The sequence below is a fragment of the Undibacterium sp. Ji83W genome (assembly GCF_049340385.1).
Taxonomy (GTDB): Bacteria; Pseudomonadota; Gammaproteobacteria; order Burkholderiales; family Burkholderiaceae_D; genus Undibacterium.
In genome coordinates, this window is the sequence record NZ_JBMPOZ010000011.1 from 156,872 (window position 1) to 180,471 (window position 23,600).

The following is a 23,600-nucleotide window of genomic DNA, read 5'->3' on the forward strand; positions in this document are numbered from 1 at the left end:
TGCTCAACTTAGTCGTCGCAAGGCAGTTTCAAAACCACGGGGCAAGGCATCATGCAGGTGCAATTGCTCATCGTGCCGATATATTTCCATTTGCCTTAGCCAAGCTTCGAACTCAGGCGCGGTCCGCAAGCCCAGCACGCGCCGCAAGTACAGCGCGTCATGGAAAGACGTGCTCTGGTAATTGAGCATGATGTCGTCCGAACCCGGCACGCCCATGATGAAGTTGCAGCCTGCGGTGGCGAGGGATGTCAACAAAATATCCATGTCGTCCTGGTCGGCCTCTGCATGGTTGGTGTAGCAGACATCGCAACCCATGGGCAAGCCCAGCAGTTTGGCGCAAAAATGATCTTCCAGTCCTGCGCGTATGATTTGCTTGCCGTCATACAGATATTCTGGCCCGATGAAACCGACGACAGAATTCACCAGCAAGGGCTGGAATTTGCGCGCCACGGCGTAGGCGCGCGCTTCGCAGGTTTGCTGGTCCATGCCATGGTGGGCATTGGCTGACAAGGCGCTGCCCTGGCCGGTTTCAAAGTACATGACATTCTGGCCCACCGAGCCACGCCCCAATGACAGGGCGGCGCTACGTGCTTCTGCCAGCAGAGCGAGATTGATACCAAAGCTGCTGTTGGCTGCTTCTGTGCCAGCTATCGACTGGAACACCAGGTCCACCGGCGCACCACGTTCGATGGCCGCCATGGTATTGGTCACATGCGTGAGCACGCAAGACTGTGTCGGTATCGCATATTGATCGATGATGGCGTCCAGCATGTGCAGCAGCTTGATGACTTGCGGCACATTGTCGCTGGCGGGGTTGATGCCTATAACGGCGTCGCCACTGCCATACAATAAGCCGTCGAGTATGCTGGCGGCGATGCCGGTGGTATCGTCAGTAGGGTGGTTAGGTTGCAGGCGCGTGGCGATGCGGTTTTCCAGCCCCAGGGTATTGCGGAATGCCGTGACCACGCGGCATTTCTTTGCCACCAGTATCAAATCCTGCACGCGCATGAGCTTGCTGACGGCGGCTGCCATTTCTGGTGTGATGCCGGGTGCCAGTGCCGTTAGCGTTGCGGTATCTGCTGCATCCGACAACAACCAGTTACGAAAATCCCCCACGCTCAGATGGCTGATGGTGGCAAAGGCGGCGGCATCATGTTCATCAATGATGAGACGGGTGACTTCATCACTCTCGTAAGGTACCAGTGCTTCATTGAGGAAGGTTTTCAGCGGCAAATCAGCCAGGCACATTTGTGCTACCACGCGCTCTTCTGCTGTGCTTGCGGCAACACCTGCCAGCAAGTCGCCAGAACGCAGCGGCGTGGCCCTGGCCAGCAAGTCACTAAGGTCGCGGAACTGGTAAGTGCGCGTGCCGACGATGTGGGTAAATTGTGCTGCCTTCATGATCATCTTGCTGCGGTTTCCGTCGTCATGGGATTGCTGCCTTCTTCATCCTGTGCAGTCGCACTACGCTGGCCGCTAGTCATGGCATGGTAGACATAAGCCAGCGCCATGAACAGGCAAAAAATACCGAATATCAACAGATTATAATAAATCATGGTGACCATGCAGATGCAGGCACTGATCAGTGCAAAGGCTGGTGAGTAAGGGTAAAACGGTGCACGGAAAGGCCGTGCCGTATCTGGCTCGCTGCGGCGCAGTTTGAACAGGGCGAGCATGCTGACGATATACATCAGCAGCGCGCCAAAGACACTCATGGTGAGTATATTCGCTGTCAAACTCTGGCCACCTATCTTGATCAGTTCATCGCTATATATCGCAGCGATGCCGATGGCGCCACCGGCGATAATTGCACGGTGTGGTGTCTTGAAGCGCGGATGGATTTTGGCAAAAAAATGCGGCAAATAATTCTCCCGCGCCAGCGCAAAAATCTGGCGTGAATAACCAAGTATGATGCCGTGGAAAGACGCGATCAAACCAAACAGGCCCAGCCACACCAGCATGTGCAGCCAGTTGCTGTTATTACCGACTACCAGCTTCATCGCCTGCGGCAGCGGGTCATTGATGTTCGCCAGCTTGGTCCAGTCACCCACGCCACCGGCAAACACCATGACGCCTATCGCCAGCACCACCAGGGTGATGATGCCGCCTATGTAGGCGATGGGGATGGAGCGTTGCGGGTTGCGTGATTCTTCTGCCGCCATCGCCACGCCCTCTATCGCCAGGAAAAACCAGATCGCAAACGGGATGGCAGCAAACATGCCGGGCAGTGAGGCTGCAGTGAAATGATCTTGCCCGGCCCAGCCCCCTTTGGTGAAATTGGACATGCTAAACCCAGGTGACACCACACCCATGAAGACCAGTAATTCAAATATCGCCAGCAAGGTGACGGCCAGCTCAAAATTGGCGGCGATTTGTATGCCTATAATATTTAGCGCCATGAAGACGATATAGGCCCCCACTGCCGCTGTCTTGGGATTGATTTCAGGAAATTGCACATTCAGGTAAGCACCGATAGCCAGCGCAATGGCTGGCGGCGCAAACACAAATTCGATGAGGGTAGCCGCCCCGGCAAAGAAGCCACCGAGGGGCCCAAACGCACGCTTGCTATACGCAAACGGCCCACCCGCATGCGGGATGGCCGTGGTCAGTTCAGTGAAGCTGAAGATGAAACTGGTGTACATCGCCGCAATGAACAGCGCAGTGACGGTAAAACCCAAGGTCCCGGCAGAAGCCCAGCCATAACTCCAGCCAAAATATTCACCCGAGATCACCAGCCCCACCGCGATGCCCCACAATTGCACGCTGCCCAGCGTAGGTTTTAACTGCGCACTCGTGCTTGACGTGGCCTGATCGGGTGTCATGGATAGCCTCACTGTGGGGTAGGGGTTATTGAAGTATCCATGATTCGGGGCGTTATCACAAGTGCCAGATTTGGGTTGGAGGCTTTGTAGGTTGGGCTACGCTTTATCAGCCCAACACACGGCGCTTAAATAACGTATACGTATATCAAACGCCCAGTGTTGGGCTGATAAAGCGTAGCCCAACCTACGATAATTTCCCAACCTACAGGAAGCACAACCTACGGCTATTTCTTCTCCCGCCTCTCATAAATAGTCTCAATCAAACCCATCGTCCAACACATGGGGCACCCACGCATCAACAAAAATGCAGCTATGAGTGCCAGACCCGACCAGATCATGCCCAGGGGTTCAAGCAAGAAAGCAGCGATCACCAAGGCCAACGCACCAAGACCGCGCAGCAAATGCACCGTCACAGACGTACTACAAAACATGATTGCCTCCATCACGCTCGGCAACTCCGGCAAGCTCGGGCGCACCATCCTTGAGCCAGTATCCACTATTGAGCAATTGCTCACGCACCTGTGCACGGGCGCGGTGCAAGCGGCTTTTCACGGCTTCCAGGCTCAGGCCCAGTTGGGCGGCAACTTCGGGTGCTGTCAGTTCATGTACGTCACGCAGTATCAATACTTCACGATAGGGTGGTGACAGGCGTTCCATGGCGCGCACCAGATCCAGCCGCAGGTCTGTGGGCACCATATTGGCCATGGGCATGTCGCTTTCGCTGAGTTCATCGAGTGCATCATGATATTTCTTGATGCGCAGCAGGCGAAAACATTCACGTTCGACGATACGAAACATCCAGGTGGCAAAGGTCGCCACACAACGCAACGCGCCAACTTTGCGGTACAGCGACCACAAGGCCATCTGCACCGCATCTTCAGCATCTTCGGCATTTGAGCAGGTGCGACGTGCAAAGCGTTTCAGGTCGGGCTGGCAGACTGTCAGCAGCTCGGCAATGGCTGCCCCATCGCCTTGCCGGGCGGCTTCCAGTAGTTGATGACGGGGATGGCTCATCTCAGTTATCCAGGTATTTGCGGCCCACCATGGCGCAGGCTGGGCAAAAGCCGACAAAGGCCGTCATGACCATGGTGACAGCACTGGCGATGACGACCCAGTTCAACATACCGCCAACTTTACCACTGTATGCCAGCCAGAACAGCAGCAGACCACTGATGATGCGCAGGGCGCGTTCCCAATGGGGTAGATTGCGTTTGAAATGAAACATGCTGAACTCCTCTTTGTAATGAATGACAATGACCAAGAGTGCTCAGACGCTTAAAAGGATTCAGGTTTTTTCAAAATAGTTTGAAAATCAGTTCAAACCCAAAATATCACCCACTGCCTGTTGCAATTGTTCTACCAGTTCTGCATCCATGTATTTGTATTCGTCAGGAATATCCAGCACATGCACAGGCTTATGGCCAATCAGGTTGCGGTAGCTGGCCATCAGGCGTGACTTGTGTTTTTCTTCCATGACAAAGATCACTTCTGCCCATTCTATGTCAGCAGCAGAGACAGGGTGGCGGGCGTTAGGGCTGGTGCCGCCAGAACGGGCGCGCACCATGGGATGCTTGCGCCAGACTTGCTCGGCAGTCGGGCTGCGCCACTGGTTGCGGCTGCAGACGAAGAGGGCGTTGATGGGGGTGTCCGGCATATTGCTTATAGGATAAATTTACATGGAATGGAGGTTATGAATGGGGGTTGTGCCAGCGACATCATGCCAGATACTTGCTACTTTGTTTCAAGGGTGTATGGATGTTCACTGCTGGGGGCGTCTTTGGTCGCGTATCAGATGTCTCTGCGTGGAGGGCGTTGAAAATTGATCGTGTCTTCATAGGTTGCGAAACAGCATTTGCTTCCATACTGGCTAAATGAAAAGGCTGCGATTTTGTCCAAGTCCAAAGGAAAATTCTTGGGTAATGGATGTGGTTCGACTGATCTGAAGAGATGGTCTTTCTTGAGATAGTCAACTTGCCTGACAGCGTATTCGGTGTCGTTTTCAGCAATTTCGTGAGGAGCATAAATTTTCTGAATACGAACTTTCCCATCATTAAATTCAATTTCAGCGACATATACCAGGAGGCCCGTCCAACTACGGCAGAAATAGATTTTTGATTCGTAAAGATAAATGTCCCATTTTTCTTCCATCGCTTGGGATTTAAATAAGGCACCATCGGCAATTTCTCCGGCATACGGGTATTCAAGCGAACATGGAATTGAGATGTAATTCTCGGGAAACTGTCCTATCAGTCTTTGACCAAAATCACCCCTTAATCTGAAGTAGGATTCCACGTTTTCCTGAGTTGTGGTTGATCTCAGTGATTGTGTGTAGGCAAAGCAGTCGCAGCCGGGAATGCCAAATGGATTTCTGGTATCTGTAGCATCCATCCATTGAGGTGAGAAAGATACGCTATCCTGCTCTTGAGAGCTTAGGTCCGTAGCGCCAGCATTACTTTCTTTTTTAGGCGGCGTAATGTCTTTCTTCCACAGTTTGGATAAAATTTTTTCAAACATGGTTCAGCTTGTACCTGATGTTGGCCAGTCGAGAATTATATGCCTAAAATTTAGGGAGACCTGTGACAATTTCCCTGTTGTACTTGCATTCATCGGTAGTACCTGGAAGTATTCAATTTCGGTATTCCGTCATTAAAAAAAGAGAATGGGAAGGTGACACTTGATCACCACTCGGATACACTATGCGGTGCATCGCATTGCGCCGTAACCAGAGCGGCGGCGGCCGAAACAATACAACATCAGGATAATTATGGGAAACACGGGACCGCTATTTGACATCAAGACTGAATACAGAGATAGCAAGAAAGCGCCGAAAAGTGAAGCAGTAACACTCGCGAATCCAGATGCAAAGACCTGGGAAGAAATTGGACTGGACAGCCACATCAAGCGGCTTGGCATTTGTCTAGTGATTTATTTGCTTACCCTGGGTATTTTTTGGTATGCAGTGGTGACTGGTGGGCCAAGCAATCCGCAAGTACGCTTGCTTTTCATGCTGTTTGCCGCGTGTAATTTCATTTTCCTGACGGTGACGGCTTACAAGATTCAGGTTGGCCTAAAGGATAATGGTTTTCAGAAGCATGGCGGCTGGCATGTAGTAGTGGGTAGCCTGTTCCTTAATCCGTTTTTTATAGGCTGGTATATTTCGTTGTCTGTCCTGATAAAAGCACTTTTGACACGCAGACGTGTCAAGATGGCAGAACGGTGATGCGTTTGCATTTATTGTGCGTTAGCATCTGGATGCTGCCTTGAGAGCAAACACGTAATTGCCGGGCTCAATACTGTTTGCTAACCGAAAACACATTCATCACAATGACACCAGCAATGATCAGTGCCATCCCTAAAAAGGCAGGCATATCCAGCTTTTGCCCGAACATGAACCAGCCTACGGCGGTAATCAGCACGATACCCACACCCGACCATACGGCATAAGCGATGCCCACCGGGATGACCTTCAGCGTTAGCGACAAGAAGTAAAAAGCCAGCGCATATCCCAGTACCACCAGCACCGAGGGCGCAAGCCGTGAGAAACCTTCACTGGATTTGAGGGCCGATGTAGCGACGGTTTCTGAAACGATGGCGATAGCCAGGAAGAGCCAGTTTTTCATGATAAGTGTCCTTGGTGAGAGGGCATTATGCATGTTGATGGGGGGGCTGAACAGTCTTGTCAGATCAGCGAATGTCTGAGCAAATCGGGGTTTAAAACATGAGGACTACATGGATTTTGACAAAAAAACGGTGCGCACGGCACACCCTAGCGATTAGCGTAACCCGTAGGGTGCGTCGTGCACACCATGTCCCGACATGCGAGATGCTGATGATTTATCAGGAAGATGGTGCCTTACAACGCGCCCTGCAAATGACCATACCAGGCATCATTTCTGATCAACGCTCAATACTATACTCTATCGTCACCACCACCCGAGCCACCTTGTCTATAGTGGTCTTGTCATAAGTGCCGCCGTATTCATCCGAGCTCACCTCTGTCCCGACTGGCAAGATATAAAACGCACCCTGTGAGGCAGAGCGCATGCTGCCGACTTTGACTGCGCCGTATTTGGCAAATTCAGTGGCGCGCTTGTTGGCGTTTTCGGTGGCGGCGCCGATGAGTGACATCTTGATGTCTTCCAGGTTCGATACCAGAAATTGCGGTGCGCTGTGGAATACCGGTTGGCCGTCAGCCTCCAGTTGCAGGGCTGCGCGGCTGACATTGGTGACCTTGGTCAAATCCTTGGATGTGACCAGTATGCTTTGCGTGGCCTTGTAGCCGCGCTGCACCTGGCGGCTGCGGCCTTCTGGCAATTCTTCGACGACCATGTTTGGCTCCACGGCTTCTTCCGATTCTTTCAAGGCAGTTTTTTCAAAGCCTTGCTTGCCCAGGAAATCGTCCAGCACCGGACGCGTCTTGCGCAATTTGGCCAGCGCTTCAGCAAAGCTGGGCGCGACTACGGCGACGCCTATGCGCCATTCTGCATAATTGGCTTGCACGGCTTTTTCTGCCAACCCCTTGACCGAGATACTCTGTTTGCCCGCGCCTATGTGCTTGGCCTGCACACCAAAAATAAAGGCGGCGGCTGACATGCCCAGGGCCAGCAAAATGCCGAGTATGACCAGGGCGCGGGATAAGTCTTTGTTCATTCAAATCTCCAGGGAGTGGTGAGGTAGCAAGGCCAACCTATGTTGCCATGCAAAAACTGAGTTTGCGATCACTGTTAAAATTAGCATCGCATCATCATATACTGCGATAAAGCTTTTGTTTTCCCTAAACTCATTGCACTTTGTTGCAAATTAAAATAAAAAACCATGCAAAAAAAATGGTCTACCCTGGAAAGCCTGCTTGCCTGGTGCAAGACTTTCGCACCCGCTCAAATCGGCACCGACAATCGCGAACGCCTGCGCGCCTGTGCTGGCATGTTGGCTGGTTTGTTCCTGACAGGTCTGGCTACAGGGGCCATGCTGGGCTCTTATGCCGCCCTCCCCATGATCCCCATGTTGCTGGCACCGATAGGTGCATCAGCAGTCTTGTTGTTTGGCGTACCCGCCAGCCCGCTGGCACAGCCGTGGTCGATAGTCGGCGGTAATATGCTGTCGGCCCTGGTGGGCGTAATGTGCGTGCATTTGCTGGGGCCATCGATGGCAACGGCAGCACTGGCGACTGCGCTGGCAGTGGCTGCCATGTTCTTGCTGCGCTGCCTGCATCCACCCGGTGGTGCGGTGGCATTGACTGCGGTACTCGGTGGGCCGGCCATACTGGGTCTGGGTTATCAGTTTGTGCTGATACCGACCGGCATCAATTCCATCTTGCTGATGCTGTTTGCGCTGGCCTATAACAATGCCACTGGCCGCCGTTATCCACATGCTGCACAGCCTGATCATTCCAGCAAACATGGCACGGGCGATGTGCGGCCCATAGACAGGCTGGGCTTTCAATCGCGTGATCTGGATGAAGTGCTGCAAAAATACAATCAGGTACTCGATATCAGTCGCGACGATCTGGAATCCCTGTTCCTGCAAACCGAGATGCATGCCTACCGCCGCCGCTTTGGTGAAATAAGCTGTGCCGATATCATGTCCAAAGACGTCGTCACCGCAGAATATGGCACCACCCTGGAAGAAGCCTGGACGCTGTTGCGCCAGCACAGGATCAAGGCCTTGCCCGTCATCGACAAGGCGCGCCGTGTCATTGGCATCGTCACCCTGGTTGACTTCATGAAGAACGCCAACCTGGATGTCTATGAAAAGTTTGATGAAAAACTGCGCCAGATGTTGCGCCGCACCCGCCTCATGCATTCCACCAAGCCAGAAGTCGTCGGCCAGATCATGAGCCACCCGGTACGCACCGCCCGTCATGACATGCACATCGTTGAACTGGTGCCCTTGTTATCTGACCAGGGTTTGCACCACATCCCCATCATCAATGATGAACGCCGTTTGATAGGCATGCTGACCCAGTCTGATTTGGTGGCGGCTTTGTATAGGGGGAAGCTGGCAGATACAGGGAGTGAAAGTGTGGCAGTCAATAGCCATGACTAATAGAGTCGTTTATCATTGCCGGTAAAATATCGCCTGATAGTTTTTTTGCGTTGATGCGCGTAACGTATCCTGCAGAGCGCCATATTTTGTAGAGCACGCTGCGCGCATCGATAGCGATCACCAAAAAACTGCACGTGATGAAGGGAGCAGACCTCATGAGTACAGAAAGAATCAACAAACTACTGCAAGACATACGCATGCTCGATGAAGAGCGTTATGCACTGGTGCAAAGTTTGCGGGAACTGGTCTTGAAACTTGATGATAGCGTGACCGAAGAGGTGAAATACGGCGGCCTGCTGTTTTCAGCTACCAGGCCATTCTGCGGCATTTTCTCTTACACTAAGCATGTGACCCTGGAGTTTGGTCAGGGTGCATCCTTGCCAGATAAGTACAAGAAGCTGGAAGGCGAGGGCAAGTACCGGCGTCACATCAAGCTGACTTCTGAACAGGATATCAGTGACAAGCATGTTCACGCTTATCTGGTGCTGGCATTGAAGGCAGCAAGTGAGTAGGTCAGCTGGCGGAAACAGAGTCAGATCCCAGGGAGTTATATGATGCAGCGCATGTGTGCGTGGTGCACGGCGAAAATATTTCCCTCGGTATGTGACATACTCATACGGCGCATTACAATGCGCCCTACGTTACGGCAATGATCAAGGTACTCGGGCAGTTTTATATGCAGCAAGCTGCCGGGTTTTGCATTGCACCGCGATCGTTGTAAAAGGATAGTCGTAGGGCGCATTGCAATGCGCCGCATGTGCGCGTGGTGCACGGCGAAAAATATTTTCTCCGTGATACGCAGTCTATGTCTTGACGCTGCGCATGCAAGCCCAATTTATCGGGACTCACCCCGCTTGACCCAATCACTGTGCAACAGACCATACCAGGCTGAATCCGACCTTACGCCGTCGATGATCCAGCGTTCGCGCAAGTAGCCTTCGCGGATGAAGCCCAGTCTTTCCAGCGAACGGGCAGAATTCACATTGTCGGGGTGAATGTCGGCGTCCACGCGATTGATGTTCAATGCATTGAAACCATAATCAAGCAGGGCAACCAGGGCTTCGTTCATATAGCCATGACCCCAGAAAGTGGTGTCCATGTCATAGCCGATTTCGGCACGGCGGCAGCCTTCGTCAAAGTGGAACAGGATGCAGCTGCCTATAAATTGCTGGTCCGATTTGCGTATCATTGCCAGGCGTAACAGGTCGCCTTTGACCATGGCGGCCTGGTCACGCTCTACCATTCCAGTTGCCTGGGCAATGTCTGTCCAGGGTGCAGTGGTCATGTAGCGCATCACGTCTGGCTTGGAACGCATGCGCAGGATGGCGGCAGCATCGTCCATGCACAGTGGGCGCAGGTGCAGGCGCAGGGTGTCGAGGGTGACTTGGTTAAAGGCGGGCATGATGAGGGTCTCCTTGGCGGACAGTGTGCAGATTATAACCGCGTATGGGTGGACTGCACTTCAGGAAAGTCTGTGTACAATAACAGCTCGCATACACGAATAAAATATCATGAAAACTTACCACGGCAGTTGCCACTGCAAGGCCATACGTTTTGAAGCGGACATCGATCTGGCCGATGGCACCATGCGCTGCAACTGCAGTTTTTGTTTGAAGATACGCTGCTGGGCGACGGTGGTGAAGCCAGAATCTTTTCGCTTGCTGGCAGGTGAGGCTGATCTGAGCGAATATCAATTCGGCGCAAAGAATGAACGGCATTTCTTTTGCGGGCATTGTGGCGTGCGGCCATTTGGCATTGCCCATTCACCCCGACGCGGTAAATTCTATGGCGTCAGCGTCAGCTGTTTTGATGACATCACCGTTGCAGAACTGGCGGAGGCACCTGTCAGCTATGTCGACGGTATCAATGATAACTGGGATACACCGCCAACCGAGACCCGTTATCTGTAGACTGTAAGGTTCGCAAGCTGAATTTCACTCTCACTCCACCAACACCGCCGCCGTCATTTCTGAAGCCAGCATCCAGCCCATGGCGGTGTATAGCGCACGGCCTTCGTCCGTGGCGACCAGCACACCGATGGAAGCATCTTTGCTGCAGGCATGATTAGCCAGGCTTTGCATGATGGCATAGGCCAGGCCGCGGCGGCGGTGTGCCGGTTCGGTGACAATCTGGTCAAACACGGCATACTGCTTGAAGACGGCCATGCGGCCCGTGGCTGCGTGGTGGCCTTCGCGGCTGCAGACGCGGGCGGTGACTGCGTCGCCATCCTGCGTGAGGCTGATGTGGTAGGCGTCGGGCATGTTGACTTCTATAGGCGCGATGGATTTTGTCATCAGGTATTCTAATGGCTTGATTTTCCAGCGCTTGGGCAGCAGGCTGGCAACACTGCTGTGCGGTGCGCAAATCTTGAGCCAGGTGTCAGGTGTGTCCAGCTCTTGTGCGAGTTTTTGCACGGCGGTCAGCACATGGCCTTGCAAGACATAGCGCTCCAGATGCCCGGGCAGGCCCACCTGGATGCGGTAGCCAAAATCGGCCAGCGGGATAGGGGCGTCGGTGCCACGTGAAATCGTCCAGCCATGCGCCCAGGCACTGAGTAGCTGGTCAGTCTTGTCGGCACCGCTTGCGGTGTCGCTGATGAATATAGGGTTGTGCATGTTCGCCTCTGTTTGAATCTAATTAATTATATATTCAAAAAAGCAACTCTACTGCATTATGTTGCTTTTAAGTAAATATATCAACTATTTGTCAAACAGTTAATTTAAATTGGTTTTGAAAACCTGCCAGGCTTGCCTGTTTCGTCTCTTTACTGTGATTATCTGGCTGTAGCAGATCGCATTATCATAGCTAAAATCGGCTTATACACTTGTTTATTCATATTCCTGTAATCAGTGATGGGTAATGACCAAGGTGGCCTGCATTGTTGCGGGCAAACTGACAAACTCATCTATCATTTGCCCGGTTGCCCCTTTTTTTGCCTGATCTGATACAGGCTTGTGTCAGTTTGTTAATTGCCCGTATCACGCATGCCCTGGGCCTGCTAGTGTCCTGTTGCCCTATCGTCTTACACACGCATCCCGGTCCAGATCACTGCCTCGGTTGCACCAGACACCATGGTTTGCAGGGACTTGCTACATAAAGTCAATTTATCCAGATGCGCGGCAGACTGGTCATGATGCAATTGCTCTTCTGCGACGATAGCAGCAATGACCTTCACTGCCGCCGCATCTACAGAAGTCAGTGCAGTGAGTTGTGCTTGCAGATGACGCAAGACGACACGTTCTACCGCTACCGTGGTCGCAGCAATGGCATGGCGGCCAAACAGGCCGGTGACAATGCCAAGTACAAGACCACCCGCCGCGCATAAAAAAGCACTGCGGCATGGGCGGCATGCCCGGCGTTGCAATTCTGCTGCGAACAGGGCGCGGTGTTTTTCTTCATGCGCTTTGAACTCGCGCAGTTCAGCCAGCATGGCAGGGGCGGTGAAGCGGGCTATCAGGATTTGTCCGGCATAGATGTGGACGGCACCATGTTCGCCGGCATGATTGACTTTCAATATGCGGTTTGCATGATTCATCTTGGCAGCAGAGTGGGTGATGTTCTTCTTGATAGACCGCAGTTTGCTATTGTTCATGGTGGCGTCGCCTGAGATGGCACTTCATTGAAGGCATTGCTCCCATATTATCCCAAATCACCCTCATCCGCTTCCACCAGCCGGGTCAACAGTTTCAGCAATTGCTTTTGCTCGCTTGCACTGAGGACGGTAAATTTGTTGCTCAGCACCTGCGTGGCGATATCATTGGCAGCGGCGAGTATGCGTTCGCCTTGCTTGTTGAGAAAATGCTCTATGCGTCGCCCTTCGCCTGCACGGCGTTCTATCAGGCCCTGTGCTACCAGGCGGTTGGCCAGTGTGCCAAAGGCCTGGTCGGTCTGGAAAGTGGCAACAGCCAGGTCATGTGATGATGCACCAGGCGTGTTGCCTATGGCGCGCAAGGCGTCCCATTGGGCCAGTGTCGTGCCGGCAGTTGCCAGGGCAGTTTCCAGGGCGCGGTGCTGGCGATATTGGGCTTGCTTGACGGCCCTGCCCAGTTGTTGGATGTGATTTAGCATGAGGCGAGTCTAGCATAAAGTATAAATAAGCTGATATAAGAAGATTTATATCAACATATTTATATAAATATGTGTATATAATGCGATGTCGATCGATGTCGATCGATGTCAATCGATGTCAATCGATGTCAATCATTTGGTATTGAGTTCATCTTCCTCTGTCTTGGAGAAATCATCATGTCATACACACCAGTAAGCCATATTGCAGACCTGCGTCCCGGTTTGTCCATCCGCTATGAACAGGCAGGCCAGGGGCGGCCTGTGTTGATCTTGCACGGCGGTGGCGGCACGGCTACCGTGGCTGGCATTGCGCGTCATGTGTCTGCTAGTGCCCTTACCATCCTGCCCACGCACCCCGGCTGGAATGGCACGGCCAAGCCGGATGATGTGCAAACTGTGGCTGACCTGGCCAAAGCTTATCTGGCCCTGCTAGCTCATCTTGATTTGCGTGATGTGATCGTCATAGGCTCATCGATAGGCGGCTGGATTGCCTCGGAAATGGCCTTGCATGATGCAGATAAACGCATCAGCAGTTTGGTACTGGTGAATGCTGTTGGCATCCATGTTGAAGGTGAACCTATTGCCGACCCCTTCGTGCTTGGCCCGCGCGGCCTGGCAGAACATGCCTTCCATGAGCCAGACAAATTCTTTGTCGACCCTGCCAGCCTGCCCGCAGAGCAGCAAGCCATGCAGCGCGCCAATATGGCGACCATGCGCATTATCGCCGGTGCACCCTTCATGCATGATCCGCAATTGCGTGAGCGACTCAGGCAGGTTGGCATCCCTGTATTAGTGGTGTGGGGCACGAGTGACAGGGTAGTGACGATAGCGTACGGTCTAGCCTATGCAGACGCCTTTGCCAACGCCCGCTTTACAGCCGTTCCGCTGGCTGGCCATTTGCCGCATCTGGAGCAACCGGTAAAAACCTTTGCCATCATGGATGAATTCATGCAGACCAGGAATGCATGAACTTCATCGCATGAACCTCGTCGACTCCGCCATCCATCATCAGCAAATGTCAGCAGATGCCCGTGACCTGGCATAAAAGACCTGGCTTCAACCCCAGCAAGGGAAACTGGAACAGGCCCAGTTGTTCGGGGATGATGTGGGTCGTCATTGCTTCTGCCAGTCTCAAACCCTGGTCGCCACTCGCCAGCAGTATCATGCCATCACCAGCCGCCGGGGCGAGAATGACAAAGGCGCGGTAACCATAGTTGTTACCCCAGTGCCAGAGCAGTGGCGCATGTTCTGCCGTAGACGTATGACTCAGCCCCCAGCCCAGGCCCCACTCAATCTTGCTGCGCTGGTTTGCCATGACAGGTGCATCGAGGATTTGTTTCTGAAGGGAGGTATCCTTCAACACCGCCTGCGCAAAGCGTGCATAGTCACTGATGCTGGTATGCAGGCTGGTTGGGGCAGCGGCTTTGCGCGCCGGGCGCAAGGGCAGGGCCTTGCCCTGTATGCTGCCGGTGATAAGCAGGTCTTGCCATTCCCCGGGCGGTTGGTAACTGCTGTGCAGCATGCCCAATGGCACAAACACTTGCTGCTGCATCCAGGCTTGCAGCCCCATGCCGGTGATGGCTTCGACTACAGCTTGCAGCAACATATAGCCTTCACCAGAATATTGCCAGCGCGTGCCAGGTTCGGATTGAAATTCCAGCTTGCCGCTAGACCAGTTATGCAAGCCTGCCATATGTTGCAAGACCATGCGTGCAGTGATTTTTTGCAAGCGCGGGTCTGTCACCAGTTCTTGCGGGCTATTGATATCACCTTGCCGCAATGCATGTTGATAACCCTGCGGCAGATACTGCATCAGTGGCTCATCCAGCGCCAGCTTGCCTTGCGCGGCCAGGCCCAGTACCGCATACGCGAATACGGGTTTGCCCAGGGATGCCGCCTGGAAGATACTGTTTGCATCAGGCATGAGCGCATCTGCACAGCCTTTGGCAAAAGATGGCTCCTGTATTTGCCCACCCTTGATATAGACCAGCGCCGCTGAGCAAACCTGATGCTTGCTGGCGAGTTGCTGGAATTGTGCTGATAAATCAGCTTTTGTTCCGGCATTTTTTTCAGCCGTTGTTCCAGCATTTATTTCAGCATTTATTCCAGCATTTGCGTCGGCTTTTACTTCAGCCACATGGGTTTGCGTAGTTTGTGCAGTTGTTGTAATCAGCAGACTGGCACATGCGAGCAGCGTGACGATCAACTTATTCGCCATGTGCATGCGAACTGAGGATTTTTCCATCAGCGCCAAAGATAAAAAATTCTGCACAGAGCTTATGATCAAGTCCGCGATAATGGATGACTGCCGTATTCACGCCCTTGAGCAGGGCAATCAACTCAAAGTGCAAATCAGGCCGCGCCGCCAGCCCACGGCTCCAGTACATGCGCGCCGCATCCTTGCCCCTGAGTTTGCCGCCAGACGCCGGGCTTACCCGCGCCAGCACTGGCGATGAAAATTCAAAATGATCGTCATAGTGACCGAGTATGCGCTCAAGATCATGCGCATTCCAGGCAGCCAACCATTCGCTGGCAAACTTCTGGAAAAAAGTGTCGTTGAGCATTGCGTCTCCTTCAATGGTGCCAGTCTGCAGTACCAGTTTGTACCTTAAGTTCTAATACTATAGGTTAAAATCGACGCCCGTGATGCGCGCAAATTTTTAGCCTGGCGGCACACACAAAAATTTATTTTTCTCGATTATAAAAGACTATATATGCTGCGTGCGCTCTTTATTGTTTTCACGATGTCGGTATCCTTGTACGCGAATGCAGCATCATCAAATGCTGACGTTGCCCCAATTGCGCCCCGACTGGCAAGCAAAAAAACCTACCACGGCCAAACGTATGTCGATCACTATCACTGGCTGAGCAATAAGCAAGACCCCAGGGTCATGGCCTATCTGCAGCAAGAAAACGCCTATACAGAAAAACAGATGGCCGCATTGCAGCCCTTGGCGGCACGCTTGTTTGAGACTACCAAGGCCAGGGTTAAAGAAGTGGACATGAACCTGCCGCAGCGCCACGGTCAATTTTACTATTACACCCGCATAGAAGCCGGGCAACAGCATGCGTTGATCTGCCGCCGTGCTGCGAAAATTGTGGAGAGGGTGACTAATAGGGATAATAAGTGGGAGAATAAGTGGGATGATTCTGCCGCAGAAGAAATCCTGCTGGACCTGAACCAGCTGGCGCGCCAGCATCGCTATGTCGCCCTGGGTGAATTCCATGTCAGCCCGGACGGCAGCAAGCTGGCCTATGCGCTTGATTTTTCTGGTGACCTCAAGTTTGAACTGTTTATCAAAGACCTCAAGACCGGGCGGCTCTTGCCGGACAGGGCGCAACGTGTGTCTTCAATGGCCTGGGCCGCAGATAATCAGACCCTGTTCTATGTGCAGGATGATGCTGTCACCCTGCGTTCTGAGCGCCTGTACCGTCAGCGCCTGGGCGGCAAGCCTGTCTTGCAGTACCGTGAAACCGCGCAAGAATTTGGCCTGTACGTGTCTTCCAGCCTTGATGAAAAACTGATTCTTCTCGATTCTTCATCCTATGACAGTAATGAAGCCAGGATACTGCCCAGTGCGCAGCCAGAAGCGCCATGGCAACTGGTGCAGGCCAGGCAAAAAGACCAGCGTTACTCCGTCGACCATCGCGAGGGCATTTTATATATCACCACCAACCGCGATGCACTTAATTTTCGCATCGTCACCACCAGCATAGACCAGCCATCAGCAGCATACTGGAAAAACTTTAGTGACTACGACCCCGAAGTGCTGACCGAAAAACTGGAAGTCTATCGGGATTTCATGGCCGTTACCGAAAAAAAGCAGGCAGTCACGCGCATGCGTTTTTATCACTTCACCCAGCAACGCTGGCAGGCACTGGACTTTGACGAGACTGCGTATTTTATCAATGGCATGGGTGGCGATGGCTATGAGTCGCCCACATACCGGGTATTTTTCCAGTCACCATTGACACCACGGGTCGCGCTGGAAGTGGATGTGTTAACTGGTCAGCGCAAAGTCTTGAAACGCTATGAAGTGCAGGGTAACTACGACCCCAATCAATATGAAACCAGACGCCTGTGGGCAAGCGCCAAAGATGGGGCGCAAATTCCCTTATGGGCAGTGTATAAAAAAGGCGTGGCCCTGGATGGTAGTGCGCCGCTGCTATTGTACGGCTATGGTGCTTATGGCGAACCCTCAGAAGCCCACTTTGATGTCAGCCGCATCAACCTGCTTGAACGCGGTGTAATTTATGTTGAAGCGGGCATCCGTGGCGGCAATGATCTGGGTGAGCAATGGCGCGCTGACGGTATGCTCATGAAAAAGAAAAACAGCTTCAATGATTTTATCGCCGCCTCTGAATATTTGATTGCACAAGGCTGGACCAGGCCAGACAAACTCATCATCCACGGTGCCAGCGCCGGCGGCCTGTTGATGGGGGCTGTCCTGAATGAGCGACCAGACTTGTTCCATGCAGCGGTGCTTGAGGTGCCCTTTGTCGATAGCCTCAACACCATGATGAATCCAAAACTGCCGCTGACCACGGGCGAATACCTGGAATGGGGTAATCCCAAAAACAAGACCGTCTATGATTACTTGCGCAGCTATGCGCCGTATGACAATATCCAGCAACAAGCCTACCCTGCGATGCTGGTGCTGGCTGGCTTGAATGATAGTCAGGTACATTACTGGGAACCCGCCAAATACGTCGCCAAACTGCGCGTCAACAAGACCGACCAACACCAATTGCTACTCAAAACCAATCTGCACGCAGGCCACTCGGGTGCATCGGGGCGCTATGGGAAAATGCAAGAGGCGGCGTTTCAGCATGCGTGGATGCTGGGGCAGTGGGGGATGGCGGATTGAGTCAGGTGAAATGCTTTTGATTGAAGTATCCACAAAAATTCAATCTGTAGGGCGCGTTGTAACGCACCGCTTTTATTGCCATTTCATCGCTCTCTTACACAACGGGATATGGTGCGTTACAACGCATCCTACTGGCTGGAAAAACGATGGGCTTGGAGACATACAAATGAAAAGAATAATATGCTCAGTTTTTTTTACTATTAACCTCTTGATTTCCTACGATTGTCTTGGTCAAGGCAAGGTCGTTTATGATAAAGACCCACCCCCAGTTCCAAAGGTAGAGATGTCCGCTGACTTGTTAAAAGTCAGCTATTTGTCATACATTGAAATCAAGAAAACTCTTAAGAAATTGAATTACAAGGCAGATAATGGTTTTTATAGTAAAGTTGAAAATTACGAAGTAAAAATCCTTGAAGAATCCCACTCATACACAGTTCAATTTTGGCCAAAATCAGGGAGTAAAGTCGAGTTTATGTTTGGAGGATGTATCTATCTTGTATATAACAAAAAAACACTCGCTCTTGAGGACACTATTTTTACCAAGTAATTTGTAGTGACGTAGGTACGATTAGCAAGGCGTAATCGTACGCATGAGAGCCATGTGATGCTTGCAGCCCGCCCGGAAAAAATACATCAGCATTGGTGCTTGCTGGAGACTCATTATCATAAAACTGAGGACACGGAGCGTGTACAATTTGTACGATTACGCTACGCTAATCGTACCTACGCAGACTTCAAGAAAAAGACTATTTGTCTACTCATCAATCTTGACATTTTCGCCTGTTTCCAATGACAAAAGAACGGCATCTCCCATGATATCCAGCGAGATGACATCGCTCTCTATACTGTAATGCCAGGGCGGTTCGACGAAGCGAGTCCATTTTCTTTTTCCATCCAGGCTCCATGCAGAAAGTTCAAGTTCTGCACACATTAATACAGTATTGCCGTATCTTGACCAATACCAAAATCCGGCTTCTGCACTTTCTTTGGCGATGAGGTCAATCGGTGCCATTGAATAAGTATAGGCATCCTCCCCAATCCCGATAAAAACAGTAGCGGTCTCTGGAATGATCAATACTCCAGGGTGGAATCCGGACAAGGGGCCTGGGAAGTACCAGCCTTCAAATAACAAATCGGCTGCATGCCCACAATCCGTCACGCCGATGGCGATGTAAGCTTGATCGTCCCTATTTCGATCGCTTTCGATGTGCTTGTGGACAACGACGTTACTCCTGGCAAGCTTGTGAGCAATTTCTTCCGGGTCAGTGGTGATGCTGACGGTGTATTTGCCAACGGTGGAATAAAACATGGGAGTTCAATACAAGAGGGTGAATAAATAGTAAGGTAGCAGGAGGATAGAATCCGCGCAAACACATTTGATCGTCGACGGATCTTCTTGACACGGTTCATGATGCGGTGGGCAACCTACTTGAACATCACTTACCTGGCAATCCACCCCAAGCCTTTGCCACTGACATTATGAATGTATAGCTTATCTGCTGTTTCAGTCACTCCCGTTACTGTTGGTGAATTGCCGCTAGGGTCTTGCAGGTCGGCGACGATCTTGCCGTCTTCGGTAAAGGTAATCACATGGCCGTAGGGGGCGGGTAATTTCCACAGCATGCGCGGGATGCGCAGGGCGATGCTGCGCAGGTAGGGGCGTTGTGCGGTCTGGTCCAGGAAGTTGCGTTGTCCGGCAAGGCCCAGCCATATTTTTCCGTCTTGTCCGCGCATGAGATTGTCAGGGTAGCCGGGCAGGTTGTCGAACAAGATAGTAGCTTGCGGCGATGTCACCGATACATCCAGCCGCTCAGCTGCAATGGCAATCTTCCATACCCTGAATTTGCCGCTTTCACTGACGAACAGACTGGCTTCGTCACTGCTGAGTGCAATGCCATTTGAAAAACTCAGACCCTGTGCGACCACGCGCACAGCCTTGTTTGCCGCGTCGTATTCCAGTACGTGCCCGGTGGATGACTGTTCAAAGATATCCAGCATGGCAGCCTCGGCCGTGCTGCCCCATTGCGTGGGGGTGAAACGGGTGGATGAATCGGTCAGGTAGATTTTCCCATTTTTGGCGATGACGACAGCGTCAGGGAAATGGACAGGCCCGCCTTCGATGATTTCGAGCAAAACAGTGATACTGCCATCAGCAGCGATGGACAACAGACCCTTGAAGGCGTCTGCCACGATCAGCTTTCCGCCTGCATCAAACGCCATGCCCAGGGGTCTGCCGCCGGTATTGCTGAACACTTCTTGTGCACTGCCATCCGCCTGCATGCGCAAGATCTTGCCACTTTCCACTCCAGTGTAGAGCTTGCCATCCGGGCCTATGGCTATATGTTCTGGCCCCACTTCGCCACGCAGGTCTATAGCATGCAAGTCTTGCAGTTTGTTGTTGACTGCATGCGCACCGGTATAGCCTGTTGCTATTGGAGCCTGCCAGGCAACTGGCTCTATGGGTACGGGCTTCAGGCCGAGATAGGCGGCAAAAGCCAATATGAGTGGAAGTGTCATTGCGAGAATGCGTTTCATGCAGGGCGATGTTGATTGATGATGTTTGTAGCGTATCTTGGTAGGGTGCGCCGTGCGCACCATCTTCACAATCCACGCGAATGCAAAAAACGGTGCGCACTGCGCACCCTACAGAGCAAGGGTTTATCAAACGCTAGGCAATCACCAGGGCAATGGAAAACCCGTCGTATCCCTTGCTGCCTACAGTTTGCAAGGCCGTTGCCGACAGGCGCGGATTGTTGGCCATCAAGTCAAAGAAACTGCGCACGCCTTGTACATTGGCGTCGGTGCTGGCGGGGTCTGCCACTGCACCATTGCGCACTACATTGTCACCGATGATGAGGGTGCCGGGGCGGGATAGTTTCAGCGACCATTCCAGGTAATGCGGGTTATTGGGTTTGTCTGCATCGATAAAGATCATGTCAAACGGATGTATGCCCTCGGCCTGCAATTGCGGCAGGGTGTCAAGCGCCTTGCCGATGCGGATGTCCACCTTGTGCGCAACCCCGGCGCGTTCTATATTCTTTTGCGCAATCGCCGCATTGTGCGGACTGAATTCAAGCGACACCACGCGCCCGCCTTCTGGCAAGGCGCGCGCCAGCCATATCGTGCTGTAGCCGCCCAGGGTACCAAATTCCAGTATGGACTTAGCGCCTTGCAGTTTGGCCAGCAAGTGCAGGAACTTGCCCTGGTTGGGGGCCACATGATGCTGCGGCAAATTGCCCGCATCGCTGTCTTGCAGGGCCGCAGTCAATGCAGGGTCGGCAGGGATCAGGCGTTCACAAAAATAGTCATCAACCGTGGTCCAGGTGGTTTGCGTCATGGGATTTTCCTTGGGGGAGGGGGGAGAAAATTTCGAGGTAGATGCATTGCTGGCGACCTGCCTGGCTTAATCAGGTATGCTTTTCCATGTTTGATTACTGAAGTCGTACTTCATTCTCTTTAAATGTGAGAAGCTGGAAGAGTAAAAAAGCAATGCACCATCTTTGTTGCGATAGTATCTTAAAAGATGAGGACGAGGCCCATCGCTTGCCAGAGCTGGTATGTCATCAAGGCTAGGCGGCAATTGCCCGTGAGTTTTTTCATAATCCTTGAGCACTGTCACGACCATATCGCGATATTCTCTCGCTGATGCATTGTGGTGATTTTGAATCAGCGTTGCTATGGCGAATGACAGTAAGGAAAGCCTCATCAGTAACACGGCCTTTTTCATTACAACATCATTCTCAAGGTGGCTGGCATAGCGGATGCAGGCATACACCAGCACGACGGGCAAGATCACCCACGACAGCATGCCCGCGTGCTCAACACTGCAAAGCCAGGTGATGCCAGCCCAAAGCAAGAGCAGGTAAGGGTGTTGTTTGAAGATGGAAAAGAAGCGCATTTTTCAGCGAGTTCACAAAGACGCATGCAGGATCATGCTGTCATTTTGCCACAACCCGCCCTTGACGCCCATATGTAACATCCAGGGAACACAGTCGAAACATCAGTTCAGTCATAAACAAAGATCCATAGCTTTTCTTTGAAATCATAATGCCAGCCTTCAAAAGGCATGAAGGTGTCAGCGTAGTACAAGAATGGTTCTTCCTTCTCGTTGTCGTAAAAGAGCATATGTGGTCGCTTCACCGTGCTTGCCAGCTCTGGTATGTCATCCAGTTTCACGGGCAGGTTCCCATGGCTGTGCTGGTATTCCAGCAGTTTGGCGACGATATGATCGGCATAGGCACGCGCTTCATCGCGCCGGTGTATCTGGATGCTCATGGCAATACTGGACGACAACAAGATCAGTACAATCAGGAGTAGGTATTTGCTGCGTACTTCAGCTTTGCGCCAGTTGCTTGCACATTTTAGGCAGGCGTAAATCAGGCAAGGCAGCCCTATTTGAAAGATGGCTACACCAAAATACTCTGCACTGGAGAGGTAAGTGATTGCCGTCCATATCGCTATCAGGTACGGGTGGCGCTTAATCAATAGCCACAAGGGGGCAAGTCGAGTGATTTGCAAAGCATCAAACCGCACAAATATCATGCAACATCGGTTTGGCAATCCGTAGATAATCTTCTGTATTCAAGATGATGGAAGTATCCAGTCGCCCCGCATTGAAGGCGATCTCGGCATAACGCGCCACCAGAGACGGGTCGAGCACCAGTTGTATCTCATCTGAAAACACAAAAGGCGGTATCGCACCGATGACGCAGCCGGTTTTTTCCATGGCTGCTTCTGGTGCAGCAAAGCTGGTCTTTTTGACTTGCATGGCAGTTGCCAGTTTTTTGAAATCGATCTTCTGGTCACCCGGCAAGATCGCCAAAATTAACTTCGCAGCTTCATCCTTGCTCTGGCACAGCATGGCCTTGGCACCCTGGCCGACTTCTGTGCCACGTATGGCAGCGACTTTTTCTGACTGGCCTTCGGCAGAATGCTCTACTACGCGGAAGCGGGCGTTATTGGTTTGCAGCAGGGTTTTTAATTGGTCAAACATAGTGTCATCCTTGATGAATGATGTAGTAAGGGGTGTGGTGAGATATTAAATCTTGATTGATGCGTGGCGCAAGACTTCCAGCACCCTGGCCGGATCGCAGCCATAGATACCCGCACCCCACGCCGCGTTTTGTTCCACGCATGCCCATGTGCCGCCAGCCAGCATACCGGCATCGACGACGCAGGCATCAGGCAAATCCACGCGCTCGTCCGCCAGCAGTGTGTTGATGAACATGAGCAGTGCCTGGTCTTCGTCTGCGCTACTGGCAAATTCAGTATCGCGCTGCACATCACCAAAGCGTGAATAGATGGAGTAGGTGACGAGCTGGCGCTGCAGGATAAAACAGCGGAATTCTTTTTCCCATTTCACTACGTCCGACACCAGCACAGGCATGTCGTCGTCATATTCTGCTGGTAGTGTTGCACCGGTATACACATCTGCCGGGAAGCTCTTGTCATTCGGTGGCTTGATGAAATTTGGCTGCACGAGCTGCCGCGCTTCGCCCAGGGTTTGCAGGCTGATCGTGCGCTGCCTGTATTCCAAGGGCAGGCGTACCAGCCAGTCTTCTGGCGGACTGAGCAGGCGTATGCCCAGTTGTTCTGCCAGCGTTGGTCCAAACAGGGCTTCGCCATACAATACCGGTTCAGCCAGGTTTTGCATGTGCTCTGGCACGCGCCAGTTGGTCAGACGCTGCACTTGCCAATCCAGCGCGCCCGCAGCTTTCCACAAGGCTTGTGAATCGTCGGTGTAGCGCGGGGTGAATATCAGTGTGGGCATGGCATGAGGTCAATCTTGCTTGGTAAC

General features: G+C 52.3%; 29 protein-coding genes. 7 read left to right on the forward strand and 22 right to left on the reverse strand.

Annotated elements, in window-relative coordinates; translation table 11 throughout:
* Positions 1-3: 3 nt before the first annotated feature.
* The 7 genes from ACO0LD_RS18775 to ACO0LD_RS18805 form a co-directional block, all read right to left on the reverse strand.
* A complete protein-coding gene (locus ACO0LD_RS18775; protein WP_423009557.1) occupies positions 4-1,401 on the reverse strand; it encodes an ethanolamine ammonia-lyase subunit EutB in 1,398 nt (465 codons plus the stop codon).
* A 2-nt stretch (positions 1,402-1,403) separates the two neighbouring features.
* Positions 1,404-2,822 (reverse strand): ethanolamine permease, encoded by a 1,419-nt coding sequence (gene eat / locus ACO0LD_RS18780; protein WP_423009559.1) that lies wholly within the window; start codon positions 2,820-2,822, stop codon positions 1,404-1,406.
* A gap of 224 nt (positions 2,823-3,046) precedes the next feature.
* Entirely contained in the window at positions 3,047-3,253 is a 207-nt protein-coding gene (locus ACO0LD_RS18785; RefSeq protein WP_423009561.1) for a hypothetical protein, read from the reverse strand.
* Positions 3,243-3,836: an RNA polymerase sigma factor gene (locus ACO0LD_RS18790; protein ID WP_423009563.1), complete on the reverse strand. Its 594-nt coding sequence runs from the start codon at positions 3,834-3,836 to the stop codon at positions 3,243-3,245. Before ACO0LD_RS18790 ends, ACO0LD_RS18785 begins: the two co-directional genes overlap by 11 nt.
* A gap of 1 nt (position 3,837) precedes the next feature.
* Complete coding sequence (locus ACO0LD_RS18795) at positions 3,838-4,047, reverse strand: YgaP family membrane protein (protein ID WP_423009565.1); 210 nt, start codon at positions 4,045-4,047, stop codon at positions 3,838-3,840.
* 87 nt (positions 4,048-4,134) lie between these two features.
* Complete coding sequence (locus tag ACO0LD_RS18800) at positions 4,135-4,476, reverse strand: low molecular weight protein tyrosine phosphatase family protein (RefSeq protein ID WP_423009567.1); 342 nt, start codon at positions 4,474-4,476, stop codon at positions 4,135-4,137.
* Positions 4,477-4,610: 134 nt separating this feature from the next.
* Positions 4,611-5,336, reverse strand: a complete 726-nt coding sequence (locus ACO0LD_RS18805) for a hypothetical protein (protein WP_423009569.1) — start codon at positions 5,334-5,336, stop codon at positions 4,611-4,613.
* A gap of 250 nt (positions 5,337-5,586) precedes the next feature.
* On the opposite strand from ACO0LD_RS18805, the gene ACO0LD_RS18810 reads away from it, so the two are divergent.
* Positions 5,587-6,042 (forward strand): hypothetical protein, encoded by a 456-nt coding sequence (locus ACO0LD_RS18810; protein WP_423009571.1) that lies wholly within the window; start codon positions 5,587-5,589, stop codon positions 6,040-6,042.
* A gap of 67 nt (positions 6,043-6,109) precedes the next feature.
* Here ACO0LD_RS18810 and ACO0LD_RS18815 read toward each other — a convergent pair whose 3' ends face one another.
* Positions 6,110-6,442 carry a DMT family transporter gene (locus ACO0LD_RS18815; RefSeq protein ID WP_423009573.1) on the reverse strand — a complete coding sequence of 111 codons (333 nt, stop codon included), beginning with the start codon at positions 6,440-6,442 and terminating at the stop codon, positions 6,110-6,112.
* A 277-nt stretch (positions 6,443-6,719) separates the two neighbouring features.
* On the reverse strand, positions 6,720-7,472 hold the full coding sequence (locus tag ACO0LD_RS18820; protein WP_423009575.1) for an SIMPL domain-containing protein: 753 nt from the start codon (positions 7,470-7,472) through the stop codon (positions 6,720-6,722).
* Between the two features lie 165 nt (positions 7,473-7,637).
* On the opposite strand from ACO0LD_RS18820, the gene ACO0LD_RS18825 reads away from it, so the two are divergent.
* A complete protein-coding gene (locus ACO0LD_RS18825) occupies positions 7,638-8,867 on the forward strand; it encodes an HPP family protein (protein WP_423009577.1) in 1,230 nt (409 codons plus the stop codon).
* A 155-nt stretch (positions 8,868-9,022) separates the two neighbouring features.
* Entirely contained in the window at positions 9,023-9,379 is a 357-nt protein-coding gene (locus ACO0LD_RS18830) for a DUF1801 domain-containing protein (protein WP_423009579.1), read from the forward strand.
* 323 nt (positions 9,380-9,702) lie between these two features.
* Here ACO0LD_RS18830 and ACO0LD_RS18835 read toward each other — a convergent pair whose 3' ends face one another.
* Entirely contained in the window at positions 9,703-10,269 is a 567-nt protein-coding gene (locus tag ACO0LD_RS18835) for a GNAT family N-acetyltransferase (RefSeq protein WP_423009581.1), read from the reverse strand.
* A gap of 109 nt (positions 10,270-10,378) precedes the next feature.
* Here ACO0LD_RS18835 and ACO0LD_RS18840 point away from each other — a divergent pair, with 109 nt between their 5' ends.
* Positions 10,379-10,777 carry a GFA family protein gene (locus ACO0LD_RS18840; RefSeq protein ID WP_423009583.1) on the forward strand — a complete coding sequence of 133 codons (399 nt, stop codon included), beginning with the start codon at positions 10,379-10,381 and terminating at the stop codon, positions 10,775-10,777.
* Positions 10,778-10,807: 30 nt separating this feature from the next.
* Here ACO0LD_RS18840 and ACO0LD_RS18845 read toward each other — a convergent pair whose 3' ends face one another.
* From ACO0LD_RS18845 to ACO0LD_RS18855, 3 genes are all read right to left on the reverse strand, one after another.
* Positions 10,808-11,482 carry a GNAT family N-acetyltransferase gene (locus ACO0LD_RS18845; RefSeq protein WP_423009585.1) on the reverse strand — a complete coding sequence of 225 codons (675 nt, stop codon included), beginning with the start codon at positions 11,480-11,482 and terminating at the stop codon, positions 10,808-10,810.
* A 407-nt stretch (positions 11,483-11,889) separates the two neighbouring features.
* The gene (locus ACO0LD_RS18850; protein WP_423009587.1) at positions 11,890-12,459 is read right to left on the reverse strand and encodes a demethoxyubiquinone hydroxylase family protein; all 570 of its coding nucleotides are present in this window, start codon (positions 12,457-12,459) and stop codon (positions 11,890-11,892) included.
* Between the two features lie 47 nt (positions 12,460-12,506).
* Entirely contained in the window at positions 12,507-12,935 is a 429-nt protein-coding gene (locus ACO0LD_RS18855; RefSeq protein WP_423009589.1) for a MarR family winged helix-turn-helix transcriptional regulator, read from the reverse strand.
* A gap of 177 nt (positions 12,936-13,112) precedes the next feature.
* Between ACO0LD_RS18855 and ACO0LD_RS18860 the strand changes: the two genes are divergently transcribed.
* Positions 13,113-13,904 (forward strand): alpha/beta fold hydrolase, encoded by a 792-nt coding sequence (locus ACO0LD_RS18860; RefSeq protein ID WP_423009591.1) that lies wholly within the window; start codon positions 13,113-13,115, stop codon positions 13,902-13,904.
* 49 nt (positions 13,905-13,953) lie between these two features.
* Here the strand turns inward: ACO0LD_RS18860 and ACO0LD_RS18865 are convergent, their stop codons facing one another.
* Together ACO0LD_RS18865 and ACO0LD_RS18870 are read right to left on the reverse strand one after the other, a co-directional pair.
* Entirely contained in the window at positions 13,954-15,153 is a 1,200-nt protein-coding gene (locus ACO0LD_RS18865) for a serine hydrolase domain-containing protein (protein ID WP_423009593.1), read from the reverse strand.
* Positions 15,143-15,499 (reverse strand): nuclear transport factor 2 family protein, encoded by a 357-nt coding sequence (locus ACO0LD_RS18870; protein WP_423009595.1) that lies wholly within the window; start codon positions 15,497-15,499, stop codon positions 15,143-15,145. Before ACO0LD_RS18870 ends, ACO0LD_RS18865 begins: the two co-directional genes overlap by 11 nt.
* Positions 15,500-15,649: 150 nt before the next feature.
* Between ACO0LD_RS18870 and ACO0LD_RS18875 the strand changes: the two genes are divergently transcribed.
* Together ACO0LD_RS18875 and ACO0LD_RS18880 are read left to right on the forward strand one after the other, a co-directional pair.
* A complete protein-coding gene (locus ACO0LD_RS18875; protein WP_423009597.1) occupies positions 15,650-17,803 on the forward strand; it encodes a S9 family peptidase in 2,154 nt (717 codons plus the stop codon).
* Positions 17,766-18,350 (forward strand): hypothetical protein, encoded by a 585-nt coding sequence (locus ACO0LD_RS18880; RefSeq protein ID WP_423009599.1) that lies wholly within the window; start codon positions 17,766-17,768, stop codon positions 18,348-18,350. Before ACO0LD_RS18875 ends, ACO0LD_RS18880 begins: the two co-directional genes overlap by 38 nt.
* 207 nt (positions 18,351-18,557) lie before the next feature.
* Here ACO0LD_RS18880 and ACO0LD_RS18885 read toward each other — a convergent pair whose 3' ends face one another.
* The 7 genes from ACO0LD_RS18885 to ACO0LD_RS18915 all read right to left on the reverse strand — a co-directional run bounded on the left by ACO0LD_RS18885 (position 18,558) and on the right by ACO0LD_RS18915 (position 23,573).
* Positions 18,558-19,112, reverse strand: coding sequence for a hypothetical protein (locus ACO0LD_RS18885; RefSeq protein ID WP_423009601.1), 555 nt, complete (start codon positions 19,110-19,112; stop codon positions 18,558-18,560).
* A 131-nt stretch (positions 19,113-19,243) separates the two neighbouring features.
* Positions 19,244-20,320 carry an SMP-30/gluconolactonase/LRE family protein gene (locus ACO0LD_RS18890; protein ID WP_423009603.1) on the reverse strand — a complete coding sequence of 359 codons (1,077 nt, stop codon included), beginning with the start codon at positions 20,318-20,320 and terminating at the stop codon, positions 19,244-19,246.
* Positions 20,321-20,471: 151 nt separating this feature from the next.
* Positions 20,472-21,140 carry an O-methyltransferase gene (locus ACO0LD_RS18895; RefSeq protein ID WP_423009605.1) on the reverse strand — a complete coding sequence of 223 codons (669 nt, stop codon included), beginning with the start codon at positions 21,138-21,140 and terminating at the stop codon, positions 20,472-20,474.
* 66 nt (positions 21,141-21,206) lie between these two features.
* On the reverse strand, positions 21,207-21,701 hold the full coding sequence (locus ACO0LD_RS18900) for a hypothetical protein (protein WP_423009607.1): 495 nt from the start codon (positions 21,699-21,701) through the stop codon (positions 21,207-21,209).
* A 107-nt stretch (positions 21,702-21,808) separates the two neighbouring features.
* A complete protein-coding gene (locus ACO0LD_RS18905; RefSeq protein WP_423009609.1) occupies positions 21,809-22,078 on the reverse strand; it encodes a hypothetical protein in 270 nt (89 codons plus the stop codon).
* Between the two features lie 247 nt (positions 22,079-22,325).
* Positions 22,326-22,796: a YbaK/prolyl-tRNA synthetase associated domain-containing protein gene (locus tag ACO0LD_RS18910; RefSeq protein ID WP_423009611.1), complete on the reverse strand. Its 471-nt coding sequence runs from the start codon at positions 22,794-22,796 to the stop codon at positions 22,326-22,328.
* Positions 22,797-22,841: 45 nt separating this feature from the next.
* Complete coding sequence (locus tag ACO0LD_RS18915; RefSeq protein WP_423009613.1) at positions 22,842-23,573, reverse strand: ATP-grasp domain-containing protein; 732 nt, start codon at positions 23,571-23,573, stop codon at positions 22,842-22,844.
* Positions 23,574-23,600 lie beyond the last annotated feature (27 nt).